At 46.4% G+C, this 13,085-nt stretch carries 13 protein-coding genes and 1 tRNA gene; 6 read left to right on the top strand and 8 right to left on the bottom strand.

The window, feature by feature from the left end:
* Positions 1-269: 269 nt before the first annotated feature.
* Genes RIL182_RS05270 through RIL182_RS05250 form a run of 5 tightly spaced genes read right to left on the bottom strand, consistent with a single transcriptional unit; the run spans position 270 to position 6,713 of the window.
* Positions 270-1,445, bottom strand: a complete 1,176-nt coding sequence (locus tag RIL182_RS05270) for a glycosyltransferase family protein (RefSeq protein WP_022112120.1) — start codon at positions 1,443-1,445, stop codon at positions 270-272.
* A gap of 39 nt (positions 1,446-1,484) precedes the next feature.
* On the bottom strand, positions 1,485-2,738 hold the full coding sequence (locus RIL182_RS05265) for an ABC transporter permease (protein ID WP_006855682.1): 1,254 nt from the start codon (positions 2,736-2,738) through the stop codon (positions 1,485-1,487).
* Between the two features lie 14 nt (positions 2,739-2,752).
* Positions 2,753-4,510: an efflux RND transporter periplasmic adaptor subunit gene (locus tag RIL182_RS05260; RefSeq protein ID WP_006855683.1), complete on the bottom strand. Its 1,758-nt coding sequence runs from the start codon at positions 4,508-4,510 to the stop codon at positions 2,753-2,755.
* Positions 4,507-5,196 (bottom strand): ABC transporter ATP-binding protein, encoded by a 690-nt coding sequence (locus tag RIL182_RS05255; RefSeq protein WP_006855684.1) that lies wholly within the window; start codon positions 5,194-5,196, stop codon positions 4,507-4,509. Before RIL182_RS05255 ends, RIL182_RS05260 begins: the two co-directional genes overlap by 4 nt.
* The gene (locus RIL182_RS05250) at positions 5,193-6,713 is read right to left on the bottom strand and encodes an efflux RND transporter periplasmic adaptor subunit (RefSeq protein WP_134523135.1); all 1,521 of its coding nucleotides are present in this window, start codon (positions 6,711-6,713) and stop codon (positions 5,193-5,195) included. The genes RIL182_RS05255 and RIL182_RS05250 overlap by 4 nt, the downstream gene beginning before the upstream one ends.
* Positions 6,714-6,959: 246 nt before the next feature.
* On the opposite strand from RIL182_RS05250, the gene RIL182_RS05245 reads away from it, so the two are divergent.
* A tRNA-Gly gene (locus RIL182_RS05245) sits at positions 6,960-7,032 on the top strand.
* A gap of 438 nt (positions 7,033-7,470) precedes the next feature.
* On the opposite strand, the gene RIL182_RS05240 is transcribed toward RIL182_RS05245, so the two are convergent.
* From RIL182_RS05240 to RIL182_RS05225, 3 genes are all read right to left on the bottom strand, one after another.
* On the bottom strand, positions 7,471-9,129 hold the full coding sequence (locus RIL182_RS05240; RefSeq protein ID WP_006855687.1) for a recombinase family protein: 1,659 nt from the start codon (positions 9,127-9,129) through the stop codon (positions 7,471-7,473).
* The gene (locus tag RIL182_RS05235; RefSeq protein ID WP_006855688.1) at positions 9,116-9,703 is read right to left on the bottom strand and encodes a DUF4236 domain-containing protein; all 588 of its coding nucleotides are present in this window, start codon (positions 9,701-9,703) and stop codon (positions 9,116-9,118) included. The genes RIL182_RS05240 and RIL182_RS05235 overlap by 14 nt, the downstream gene beginning before the upstream one ends.
* A 132-nt stretch (positions 9,704-9,835) precedes the next feature.
* Positions 9,836-10,183 (bottom strand): helix-turn-helix domain-containing protein, encoded by a 348-nt coding sequence (locus tag RIL182_RS05225; RefSeq protein WP_006855689.1) that lies wholly within the window; start codon positions 10,181-10,183, stop codon positions 9,836-9,838.
* 178 nt (positions 10,184-10,361) lie between these two features.
* Here RIL182_RS05225 and RIL182_RS05220 point away from each other — a divergent pair, with 178 nt between their 5' ends.
* The 5 genes from RIL182_RS05220 (at position 10,362) to RIL182_RS05200 (ending at position 12,992) form a co-directional block, all read left to right on the top strand.
* Positions 10,362-10,601, top strand: coding sequence for a helix-turn-helix domain-containing protein (locus RIL182_RS05220; RefSeq protein ID WP_006855690.1), 240 nt, complete (start codon positions 10,362-10,364; stop codon positions 10,599-10,601).
* A gap of 21 nt (positions 10,602-10,622) precedes the next feature.
* On the top strand, positions 10,623-11,225 hold the full coding sequence (locus RIL182_RS05215) for a hypothetical protein (RefSeq protein ID WP_006855691.1): 603 nt from the start codon (positions 10,623-10,625) through the stop codon (positions 11,223-11,225).
* A gap of 141 nt (positions 11,226-11,366) precedes the next feature.
* On the top strand, positions 11,367-11,576 hold the full coding sequence (locus tag RIL182_RS05210; RefSeq protein ID WP_006855692.1) for a hypothetical protein: 210 nt from the start codon (positions 11,367-11,369) through the stop codon (positions 11,574-11,576).
* Entirely contained in the window at positions 11,573-12,319 is a 747-nt protein-coding gene (locus RIL182_RS05205; protein ID WP_134523120.1) for a DNA adenine methylase, read from the top strand. Before RIL182_RS05210 ends, RIL182_RS05205 begins: the two co-directional genes overlap by 4 nt.
* A complete protein-coding gene (locus RIL182_RS05200) occupies positions 12,306-12,992 on the top strand; it encodes a 3'-5' exonuclease (protein ID WP_006855694.1) in 687 nt (228 codons plus the stop codon). The genes RIL182_RS05205 and RIL182_RS05200 overlap by 14 nt, the downstream gene beginning before the upstream one ends.
* Positions 12,993-13,085: the final 93 nt, after the last annotated feature.

Raw genomic sequence — 13,085 nt, 5'->3', positions numbered from 1 at the left:
ATAAATCACTCTTCCGCGTTGCCACCCATCTTGTCACTGCAGCATTCTTATCCAAAGCTTTTTGTGGAAATCCTTTTGCAATGACCTCTCGATTCGTATGCTATGGGATACGACCCCGTGACTTTCATCACTGACTCCGGAAGTGGAAAGGCATTTTCCTGTACCGGTTCTCACCATCCACCGGCTCTCTGAAACATTCCTGCTGCCGCAGCTTCCATCACTGCCAATTTCTGACGTTATTATACACTCATTATTTCCGTAATGCAAGTCTAATATACCCTGATTTTTTCTTCCAGCTCTATTGCACGCTGTGCCCAGGTATGCTTTTCTGCTGTCTTTTCCACTCCCCGCATGGCAATGTCTCTCATCTGCTTTTCATCTGCCAGCAGGTCTTTGACTTTTACCGGGAGCTGCTCTAAATGCTTCAGATCATAATAGGAAACACCCTCACCCTCTTTTAACTCTTCACTGAGGTACCGGCTGGTATCCGAGACACAGACTGCCCCGTTTAAAATAGAATTAAACACACGGTCATGCGCACCGTCCTTAAACCACGGCATCACATTGACCGAGATCTTTGCGTGCGAAAGCTGCTCTAAGCAAGTCAGGGAATCAGTCTGCGGATGGATCCTCACATTCTGCATGGCAGAACATTCAAGTTCCTCCCAGCCTTTTCCAATGACATCCACGGTGATTCCCGCCTCTGCCAGTGTCTTTATGACCATTCCGCGCCAGTAGTTGCGGACATACAGATCAATGAAGATCATCTTGTGCATCACAAGCCGGAAATCATCCGGTGCAACTTCTCCCATCTCCCGCTCACAGTGGCGCAGTGCTGCCTCCTCAACTGTCTGGTCCGTCTTTTCTAATAATTCCTCAATGATCCCGCGGTAAAACGCCGCATACTCATCATTGATCCAGTTGATATGCTGTTCAAAAAACGAAGGCGGTGTATAATTTCCGGTCATGATCACATCGATATCCCGTTTTTCATAAGGTACCTCAAGTGCCCCGTCAAGCCCGGTTCCCGCTAACGGAAGAAATCCAAAACTTTGATATTCGGGATAATATTTTAAGAAATATGCCTCCTGTTTCCGGTCAATGCTGATGTGATGATATCCTTTCGGCAGATCATGCAGGCGGTTATCGTAATAGTAAGGATGATCCGCCGCTATATTGTAACACGGGATCTTATACTCATCCCACACATAACCGCTTTTTTCACTGTAAACGCCATCTTCCTTTTCGAGTCCCTGAAAATTGAACGTGATCATCACGGTCTCACCGGGTTTTATAAATTTTCTCAGCCTTTTGGCACTTCCCTTTTCATCTTTCAGGTTGTAGAAGAACACTGCATATCCCATTTTTACAAACTGTTCTGCCATCTGTTTTGAGAAATATGCGAGCGTCTCCACGCCCCCTTCAAACATCACGATTTTTTTCACGTTAATCTCCATTTCAGATCTGCACCGCTGTCAAAGTGCTTATTCGTGGCGCAATGCGTCGATCGGATTTAAGTTTGCCGCCTTATAGGACGGGAAAACTCCGAATACGATACCGATGACCATGGAAAACAGTACAGAACCGATCGCTGCCGGAATACTGATCGCAACCGGCATCGTTGTCACATAGGAAATGATCTCCGCTAATATAATACCTACGATCACACCAAGCACACCGCCTAAACTCGTAAGCACCGCTGCCTCCGTCAAAAACTGATTCAGGATTTTTGACTTTCTTGCACCGATCGCCTTTTTTAATCCAATTTCCTGTGTACGCTCCGTGACGGATACCAGCATGATATTCATGACACCGATACCACCGACGATCAGGGAAATTCCCGCAATCCAGATCAGCATCGTATTAGTGGAACTGCTGAGTTCCTGAATCTGCTGTGCCTGCTCTAACAGGTCTTTTGCTTTGTACTGGATCGTATCATCTTTGGGTGACAGATAATTATTGAGCACATCTGCACATGCTTTTCCTGCGGATGTCATATTATCGGTACTGTCCACACGGATCACAACATTCTGCGGTTCATCATACTGATAGATGATCGGCCAGGTCGTATTTGGAATATAAATAGAACCTGCCGTATCCTGTGCATAGGTATAATAATCATCAATGGAATTGATGACCGGCTCGAACACCTTCGCCTTTGTCACGATTCCAATTACCGTATAAGGCTCTTTCTGGATCTCGATCGTATTTCCGACCGAATCTTCTCCCTGGAACAGGGCATTTGCGGAATCCGTATCCAATATAGCTACTTTCTTATACTTTTTGAAATCCTCATCCGTAAAAGCACGTCCCTCTTTCATAATGTAATTGCAGGTATCAAAATAGCTGTTGTCGATTCCGCGCACATATCCACCGGAAAAAGCCGTATTTAAATGATACACTCCGCTGTAATCCTGTCTGCTTAAGTATGCAGATGCATTCTCTACATGATCGAGATCTTTGATGTCACTCATGACCTCATCCGTTACAAGCGGCACTCCCTGCGGCACTCCGTTGTAATCCATCTCGTATTCCCACTCGCCCTGATAAAGAGACACTTCCACTGTATTCTCTCCGGAGCCGATCAGGTTTTCTTTGATCTGTTCATTCGTTCCTTTGATCGTCGATACGATCGCAATGATCGCTGCGATACCTATGATAATTCCAAGCATGGTCAGAAAGGAACGCATCTTGTGGGACCAGATTCCCTGAAAAGATAATCTTATATTCTCAAACATCCTGTTCCTCCTGATTAATATTCAATACTTTCATCCTCTGTTACTGCTGCTCCCTCGACTGCTGTCTTTCCATAAGGGAAGGCGATCCTGTCATCCTCTGTCAGTCCTGATTTGATCTCAACTGCAGTACCATATACTGTTTTTCCGGTTACAACATATTGTTTTTTCAGATGATCACTCTCATCCGCGATCATAACATATGATTTTCCATCTTCCTGTCTCACATATGCCTTATCAAGGTAAATTCCGCCTGTTTCTGACTGATTTGTCTGAATTGCAAGATCCACATATTCTCCATTTTTCAGTGCAGAACTGTCTTCCATATATGCAGTATACTGATAATAAGAAACATTCGGATTTCCTTCTCCCCAGGAATTGCCACTCACAGGATAATCCGATACGCTCGTTACGGTTGCCTCAAATGTCATTCCGGATTCCCATGAATTTGCGGTAACAACCGTTCCCGGTTTGACTTCATCTAACAAAAGTTCGCTGATCGTACCGCTCACGTACAGTCCGTCATCTCCGGTTACCACAAGAAAGGCATTCCCATCATCCTGTTTCTGATCCGGATCTCCCACAGATTTCACAACACCATCAAGTTTTGCATAAACCACACCATCATTGATGCTGTCCTGTAACGTTTCCAGCTCCAGTTTTAACTTGCGAAGCTGTATATCCAGTTTTTTTACTTCTGATTCTTTGTCATTGATTGCCTCTGCAAGTTCTTTTTCGGTATATCCTTCCGGCTCTTCCCAGTCATCTTCATCGTTCCAGTTATCTTCATTCTCAAGTTCATCCAGATAATCCTGAAGACTTTTTCCAACTTCTTCTCCTGAAAAAACATACCAGGACCGGCTTTTATCATAGTCCATAGGCATGGTACTTCCATCGACATCTTTTACATTCGGTGAAATACTGTCATCTGCCACAGGCTCATATTTCTGTACTGTAACTTCTTTTGTGTCACCATTCGACTCAGTACTGTCATCCACCACTTCATCTCCTGTTTCCACACTTTCAAACACCATTTTCCCATCGCTGTCTTTTTTGCAGATAATAAACTTTACATATTTTCCATCCGTATAGGTGCCATCTGATTTTTTCTGCGGCCGCAGCGAATTGTAAAAACTTCCATATGCAAAAACATCTTTATTACAATAATAAATGTAAGGATTCTCTGCTGTCCCATCTGCCGTGTCTTTATTATATGGCTCCGAATCTTCCGTCACATAATTATAAATGCGGTTATCCTTCGCATCCTTTTCCGGCAGTGACTCTATGTAGGCTTTCTTCTGCTCTAATTCCTGCAGCTTTTTATTTATATACGAGGATGCAGTACTGGCAGTAGAAGGCCGTGTCTTATCCACCGGTTTTGTGTTTTTTAATGACTCTAAAGAATGCTGTGCCTTCGCAAGACTGTTTTCTGTTGTACTGATCTCAAGGTTTTTCCTCTGGATATCGATCTCTGCCTCCGATGTATCATACTGGATCAGCGGATCTCCCTCTTTCACTGTATCGCCTTTTGAAACATAAACCTCCTGCACTTTGTTGGAATCATCTAAATATACTTCCTGGGAAGAATCATTCGTCACAACACCATAGCTTGTTTCAGAGTTCCCATAATATCCATAGTTTAAACTGGAAACAGACTGTACTTCTGCCACCAGATTCTTCTTCTGATACGACTTATAACCATAAATTCCTCCGGTGACTGCACCAACAGTGACGGCAAGTACGACAATGACTGCGATTACTTTTTTTAATTTCATGATGCATCCTCCTTTTCATCGCCCTCAAAAATCTCCCCGTCAATGATTTTCACCATGCGTTTTGCATTGGATGCGATATGCGGATCATGTGTGATCATAACGATCGTAACACCCTCTTCATTGAGTTTCTGGAACAGTTCCATGATCTGCTCTCCTGACTTGGAATCAAGTGCTCCGGTAGGTTCATCCGCAAGTAAGATCTTTGGATTATTGACCATTGCTCTCGCAATCGCAACCCTCTGTTTTTGTCCACCGGAAAGCTGCGTCGGACGAAAGTCCACCCTGTCACCAAGTCCGACACGTTCCAGTGCTTTGATTGCACGCTCCCTGCGCTCCTTTTTTTTCACGCCGGCATAACTAAGCGGCAGTGATACATTTTCCACCGCAGTCTCTCTCGGCATCAGATGAAAACTCTGAAATACAAACCCGATACTGCGCAGTCTTAAATCTGACAGCTGCTTGTCTTTTAACTTTAAGACGTCCTCTCCTGCCAGCTCATAAGTCCCGCTCGTCGGCTTATCCAGACAGCCTATGATATTCATAAGTGTTGTCTTTCCGGAACCGGACGGTCCCATGATCGCAACATACTCTCCCTCTTCCACGGTAAGACAAACATCTTTTAATACCGGAACGACCAGCTTATCCTGCTGATAATCCTTGTAAATATTCTGCAGATTCAGTATCATTCCCCTACCTCCATATCATTGGAATCATCATAGGAATCATCAGAATCCTCATAGTCAGAATCATCGTAATCAGAGTCATCATATTCCGCATCATCCGCAGAATCGCCATCGTCAGCTCCATCATAACCTGATCCATCTTCCATATCGCCATTTACATAATTCTGCATACCATTATCGATCATCATTTCCGTATCGTACATTCCGTTTTCATACAACATCTCCGTACCGTAATCAAGCATCTCAGTGCCATAATCAAGCATCTCGGTGCCATCCTGATTATAAAGAGGCGAAGAATAATCGACCTCGCTCACATCTGTCACGGTCGTTACACCCTCATAGAGTCCTTCCATCGGCCATGTGATATAGTCGTCCAGCGAAAGTCCGGATAAAATCTCATACTCTGCAAGATCTTCATCGTATTCACCAAGTTCTACATAACGTTTTTCCAGACGTTTCTTATCATTTGCCGCCCAGACATAAGCACCGCTGTCATCCTGAACAACATAGTTGGAATACAGCCAGATTCCTTCTTTCTGCTGATCGTCCTGACCTTCGTCAAGTTCAATATATACATGCTGTCCTAACAGCAATCCCTCTGCAGATGGAAGTTCCACATAAAACGGGTACTTTGTTGCAGAGACACTACTGTCTGAAGATGAATCGTCATCACTTTTCTGCACGTTATCTGTATCAATCTTTGAAATCGTTCCATTCCATGTCTGACTTTCATCCACCCTCGAACGTATGATGACCGCCTGTCCATCTGAGATCATCCATACATTCTGCTCATCGATACTTCCTTTTACACGGTATTCACCTGTCTGAAGAATCGTCATAAACGCAGCATTATTGCCATTACTGTCTGTACCGTTCTCGTTGATTTCCTTTACCACGCCAGATTTTTTGCTGACAACAGACGATGCATCGATCTGGTCTTCATATTTTGATATTTCAAGGTTCTTGCTCTCAAGATCAAGTTTATTCTCCTCGATGGAATTTTCCTCCGACTGAATATCTGTCGTCAGTGAAAATTTATCGTCCTCATCTGTCGTTTTATTTAATTCATCGGTCAATGTGGCTATCTTTTTATTGGAACTGTCAATCTCATTCTGGATTCCCTCGAGTTCAAGTTTTGCCTGTTTCACCTGCATCTCAAGTTCGCTGGTATCATAGGTGACAAGTGTCTGCCCCTCTTCTACCTCATCCCCCACTTTTACAAGAATCTCTTTGATGGTACGTGACGAATCCACATTTACCTCATAACTGTCCTGTGACTCCACAACACCATTATACCGGTTGGTGTTTCCTGTATATGTATTCATAATCTTGGAAACTTTTTCAACATACACTTTATCATCCGATTTTCCCGACTGTAAAAACGGAATCTTCTCTGCAACTACATCAAATGCCTCTGTTGCCATATCTATCACATTGTCACGATAATAATAACCGGTTCCTCCAACTGCTCCAATCACTGCAATGGTTACAACCGGGATAATTATTTTTTTCTTTTCCATAGTTCCTCCTTAAATGTCCACTGTCTGCATCCTGCTAATCAGACATCCCGTATTATAGCATTTTTCCTACTTAATATATAGATGAATATTATTAATTCTTTTTTAAATCAAAAAATGGTTTTTTCTCCAAAATACATGATTTTCAGCTTTCATTATAACTATTTCAAAAAATTTGTTGACAAATCCTGTTTCCCATAGTATGATATCGAATGTGTCTGACAGACAGATACAAAACAATTTACATATGCGCGAGTGGCTCAGTTGGTGGAGCACGACCTTGCCAAGGTCGGGGCCGCGGGTTCGAGTCCCGTCTCGCGCTCTTCTCTTAATGATGGGAAACTTTGGTTTACAAGGTTTTCCATTTTTTTATTGCAATGTAAAAATTAATTACACTTTTTTACTGATCACACAGTGCTTTTTCAAAGCTTTCCTGCGAATTTGTGAATGGGGTTTCCGTTTAAATTTACTCTGCTTTCACTCTGATCCACACATAACAGACATCCACCAGATGAACGGGCTAAATTTCCATCTTTCAAACCACTTTCACCCATTATTTTCTATTTTCAACTTCTTCCTCTATCATTTTGGGCGAAACTCCTTCATTTCTGCTGTTTTCACCCTGACTTTTTGATTTTCGTGGGCTATTATAATGAAATCTCATCCTTTTTCACCCATTTTCTTGTATGTTAAATGAATTTCTATTATAAAATGGATGAAATCACCTCTATCTTCTATATATTTCGCCCATATTTAATTTTTATCTCATCCAAGAGCAAATAATAGAATGCGCGCTCCGTGAACATTCTATTATCATGAATAAGAAAAAAGATCCAGTAAAAACTGAATCTTTTTTCAATGCGCTTGACGGCGCAAAAGCTGAACCTTTGCAACCGTCACCACTGACAGCGCCTTCCACCAGTTTGAGATCAACCTTGCAATTCTCTCCTGAGTAATTCATCACTAAAACCAGATGATCGTCGTCGTACAAATAGACGGAATTTAGGAACGTATCGACCAACATAATGCGGTACGCCTCGTCGTTTATATCTCCAGAGCGGAACCTCTCTAAAAAGTAGATAATTTGATCCCGCTCGAACTCTGGCTCTGCTAAGAGCTCGTGAGCTATTCCCTTTTCAATGTCCGCGCGATCAGCCTCCAGCTCCATGAGCCGGGTTTTTGTACTCGGGGTAATTATGCCGGCTTCAATGGCTGCCAGCATGTTGCTGATTGCTTTCTCGTTTTCTTTCTGCCGGATCTCCAACGCATGAAGGCCGGACTGATCCTTTTCTCTTTTCTGGTACTCCATGACGCGATCGGCAATCTGCTCGATCAGTTCGTCGTTGTGTACGATCTTGACAAGCTCGCCGACAACAAGGTCCTCGATCCAGTCTTTAGGCACCGACTCCTTCTTGCAGCTCCGGCCGCGCTTGCGCTTCGTACATGAGTAATAGGCGTATGCTTTCCCGGTGTGGCTGGTGCCGCCGTCGCCTATCATCGGAGAACCACAAAGCCCGCAAAACAATTTTGTTGTAAGCAGGAAATTTTGCGCCTTGCCTCTGGCCGGTGCGTCGTGGTTTATTTTTAGCATTTTCTGAACCCTCTCAAATAGATCCCGATCGGTAATTATGGCCGGGATCCCATTCTCGACATAAATGTCCTCATACTCATAGACACCAATATATTTTTTATTCGATAGAATACGCCGGAGGCTATTCTTGTTGAATTTACCGCCCCGGCTCGTCCGGTAGCCCTCTGAGTTTAGTCTCTCGTATATATCCTTCGCGCGCTCACCCTCGGCATACTCCTCGAAGATCCTGCGAACGATAGCGGCCTCGGCCTGATCTATCATATAGCGACCGTCTGGGCCGGTTTTCAACCCGAGGCAGGTCTTTCCCAGTGTTTTGAGCTCCAGCGCGCTGTCGTAGTTGCCGCGCTTCACGTTCTGGGCGAGGTTTTCGCTGTAATACTCAGCGTAGCCCTCCATTACTGACTCTAATATAATACCCTCCGGGCCGTCCGGTATGGTCTCTTTTGCGTAGAAAATACGGATCCCGTTCTTTTTGAGCTTATATTTATACATGGCTGAGTCGTAACGGTTCCGGGCAAAACGGTCCATTTTCCAGAGCAAAACGCAATTAAAGCGACCCTTCTCGCTGTCCTTCATCATTCTTTGAAAGTCTGGCCGCCGGTCCACTCGTCCAGTCATTGCCTTGTCGATGTATTCGCCTATGACAATAATGCCGTGCTTTTTGGCGAACTCGTAGCAGTCGCGGAGCTGTCCCTCGATCGACTCCTCACGCTGGCCGCTGCTGGAATATCTTGCGTATATGACCGCCCGTAATGGCTCTACGCCGCAGGAATTATCCGAGCTACCTCCTGCGGCATATTTTCGAGCCGTGTTTTTACTTGTCGGCATTATCCTGAGCGCCTGACTCTATTACGGTATAGCCGTAAGCTCTGGCAGTCTCGGCCGCTGCCTCCCGCTGCTCCTCCAGAGAAGCCTCTGCAAGATCAGGATCCGGCTGTCTGGTATACTCAGCAACCTTCAGACCAACCACCGCGCCGGTGCTGTCGGTGAATTTGTTGCAACAGATCATAACCATGTCAATGATCCAGCCGAAGCCCAGACCGCCGACAGTGAAAATATAAAGGACTCCGGTGCCGACCTTGCCAACATAGAAGCGGTGAGCCCCAAAGAAGCCGAGGAACACACAGAGGGCAAGAGTTACCCACTTGTTTTTATTGGAAGCCACCACGGGGGCAGCAGGCGCCTCCTGAGAGGTGGAACCGGCAGCAGTCTGGCCCGTTTTCTTACTTGTGGAGTAGGAAAGCCCGGTACCCGGGATCCCCACCGTTGTTGTCACTCTGCCGCTGGTGCTGAATGTTTTCTTGAAACCCTTCGGGCCGATTGATACGCTTGCGCTCTTTGCGCTCAGGTTCAGGCGAACACCCGGCGCGATCTTTTTGCTCTTTCTAAATCTCATTCCCATATATAAGGACCTCCTTCGCTTTTATTGTAACCGATCATCGGCCGGAGTTCTGGGCCGGCCGCGTCGGTTATGTAAAATCAAGTTTTATAACATTTCCCTCTCGGGAAGTTCGGGGGCGTTTCTTATGGTAATTTATGCCATTTTTTGATTGTCCCCTTTTTCGTCAACGCCGAGCGTGCGAAGCACACAAGCCTTGCCTATTGCGTCGGTTTTGCGGTATGCTATGATTATTTCCTTCTCTATATCAGATAGCGGGAAATCATTGACAACCGCCTTTGACTCCCAGCCCATAAGGTACGCCGGAGAACAATTAAAGAGCTGAGCCAGTGAGACGATCGTCTCATGCTTAATGTTCTTTATTTCTCCGCTCTCGTACCGCTGCGCTGTCGCTTCTTTGACTCCTAAATACTCAGCCACTTCTAACAGCGTTTTGCCGGCTGCGAGCCGCCGCTCCTTTATTCGGTCGTTGATCTCGGCCATGTCTGGCACCTCCTTCCTTCTTATTTAGAACACCCTTAGAATATCACAAACTTACGCAAAACGCAACTAATACTATGCATAATATCAAAAAACTTACGCAAAAAGTATTGACACGCTTGCTTGCTGGTGTTACTATAACCTTACGCAGTAGGTAAGTTTTTAAGAAAGGAGGCACACAATGGCAGAAATTTATAAAACCGACTACATCGAGATCAAAAAGATCATGGCAGAGAAAGAAATCAAAACAATTAAGGAGCTCGCGGAGAAAACCGGGATCAATAGAAACACACTTAGCAACATATTAAACGGGAAAGTGCAGCCCTCGTCCGACGTCATGGAAAAGCTCGTATTTTCTCTGGAGATCCCGCCAGAAAAGGCCGGCCGTATTTTTTTTAGCCTTATCTTACGCACCGCGTAAGTTAGGAAACGGAGGTGCACAATGAAAGCAAAAGACTACTACCCTACTTACATACCGCGCAAGTGGATCCACTTCGCTGAGCATGGCAGAAAATACCGGATCCGCAAGAAATACCGCAACCGGATCCTGCAAACCGTAAGCAGCCACCCCTCAGACTTTGAGACGGTCCTCTTTAATGTAATGCAGCACACAAGCCGCAGCGGAATAACTACCGCGGAATTTTGCCGAGGCCTCACCGCCCCGCCGCTGCCCGATTATTTTAGAGACTGCTCCCCAGACGACGGCATACAGATCCCGGACGATATTCGACAGCTCAGTGAGAAGCTCGAGGAGCTCAAAGAAATCATAGAGCGCATGCTCTCCCCGGTGTTCGACTGGATCAAAGAGCTGGCCGGTAAAATTGTGAAGATTGTACGCGACGCGGTGGACCGTATCTGGTGCAATGATCGCCACTGGTGGTACATGGCAGAACACCACAAAAAGCGCCGGATCCGCAAGAAGTACAGAACCAAGATCAAACGCATGGCAAGAGACAGAGCCCGCAAGCTGCTCCACTCTCTCGGGTGTGATACCCCAGAGGAGCAGGACGACACCGAGGCCGGCGACGACGAGGAGGTCCCCTAATGGCAAGAAAGAACTCACAAGCGAGACAAGCAGCCTGCCGAATATGCGGTAAGGACTGGCAGATCAGCGCTCTGGCCGTTATCCCTCCGAGTGGGTACGTCTGCCCGGTGTGTGAAACCAAGCAGAGGAAGGAGCGACTTTATGGCAATGAAACCACTCAAAAGCGTGGGATCCAGAACCCCGCAAAATATCAACATCGAACTCGATACACTCCCGGAAAATGAGAGCGACGCGCTCTGCAGGACCATAATCAGCGGAATGTCGAGAGCGTTCGAGGATCCTGCCGTTATGGCAGACTATCAAAACTGGAAGAAACAGAGACAACAAAGAAAGGAGGCAGCAGCCCTATGAAATACATGGGAAGCAAGGCGAAAGTCGCCCGCTACATCGTGCCGATCATTCAGGAACAGATCGAGCGCTCCGGCTATGAGACCTATCTCGAGCCATTCTGCGGCGGCTGCAATGTGATCGACAAGATCGAAGCCCCGCAGCGGATCGCCAGCGATTGCAACAAGTACCTGATCGCCCTCATGCAGCACATTCAGGCAGGCGGCGAGCTCCCGGGCTACATCGAGCGCGAGGAATACGCCAAAGTCCGAGCCAACCGCGACGACTACCCGGAATGGTACGCAGGCTATGTCGGTTTTGTGGCTTCGTATAATGGCAGATTTTTCGACGGCGGCTACTCTGGCAAGACTCAGACAACCGGAGGACTCCGTGACTATCAGGACGAGGGCCGGCGCAACATCGAGGCGCAGCGGGACAAGCTGAAGGACGTCATTTTCTTACATAAGGACTACCGGGCATGGAACCCGACCGGGTGCGTCATTTACATGGATCCACCCTACGAGAACACAAAGCAGTATAAATCGGTTGAAATTTTCGACCACGCGGACTTCTGGAGAGTCGCACGGCTCTGGAGCCATGACAACATTGTACTAATCAGCGAGCAGGAAGCTCCTGACGACTTCGTGCCGGTGTGGATCCACAGCGTAACCCGCACCATGAACCAAAATAAGACGATAGCAGCCACCGAAAAGCTATTCGTTGCGAAGGAGGTGCTCGAGCGCGAGGAAATTGTTGCAGCAGTTTAAGAAAATTGTATTTTTCGATACTGAGACAACCGGCCTCGATCCTGAAAAGGATCAGATCATCGAGCTGGCTGCTGCTCTCGTAACCGAAAACGGCATAGAGCTCAAAATCGACGCTTTTTGCAAGCTGCCGGAGGGCGAAAAGATACCGGAGAAGATCGTCGAGCTGACTCATATCACCGACGACATGCTGGCAGATAAAGGGATCGACTACCGCGAAGCCTGCAGGATCTTCTGCAATATGCTCCACAGTGACAGCGAGGTGCTGCTGGTGGCTCACAATATCCAGTTTGACCTGCTTTTCATTCTGGAAATGTTCAAGCGCTGCGGCATGGTTCCGAAAGCTCCAAAGCTCCGGGCACTCGACTCCCTGACAGTATACAAGGACCGCGCGGCATACCCGCACAAGCTGGCGAACGCGATCGAACACTACGGCCTCGCTGACAAGGTCCAGAACAGCCACAGAGCGATCGACGACGTTCTGGCGCTCTACGAGGTGACTAAGGCCATGAGCGAAGAACGGGACGACCTGACGGACTACATCGACCTTCTGGGCTACAACCCGAAGTACGGCATAACCGGCCGGAAATTGAGACAGATCACATACATGCCCCAGTCTTACAAGCTCGGGTGCAGACTGCCGGATCTTATGAATGGAGGTGGATCTTGTGAGTAACGGCGTACTTATTACCCTGATTATTTGCGTAACGCTGGTAATTATCAGCTACAACAACAAAGGTGGAAAAGACAACGACAAAAAGTAAAGGAG

The organism is Roseburia intestinalis L1-82, assembly GCF_900537995.1.
GTDB lineage: Bacteria > Bacillota > Clostridia > Lachnospirales > Lachnospiraceae > Roseburia > Roseburia intestinalis.
Note: the sequence above shows the minus strand (reverse complement) of the source record. Positions and strands in the feature narration are given on the sequence as shown.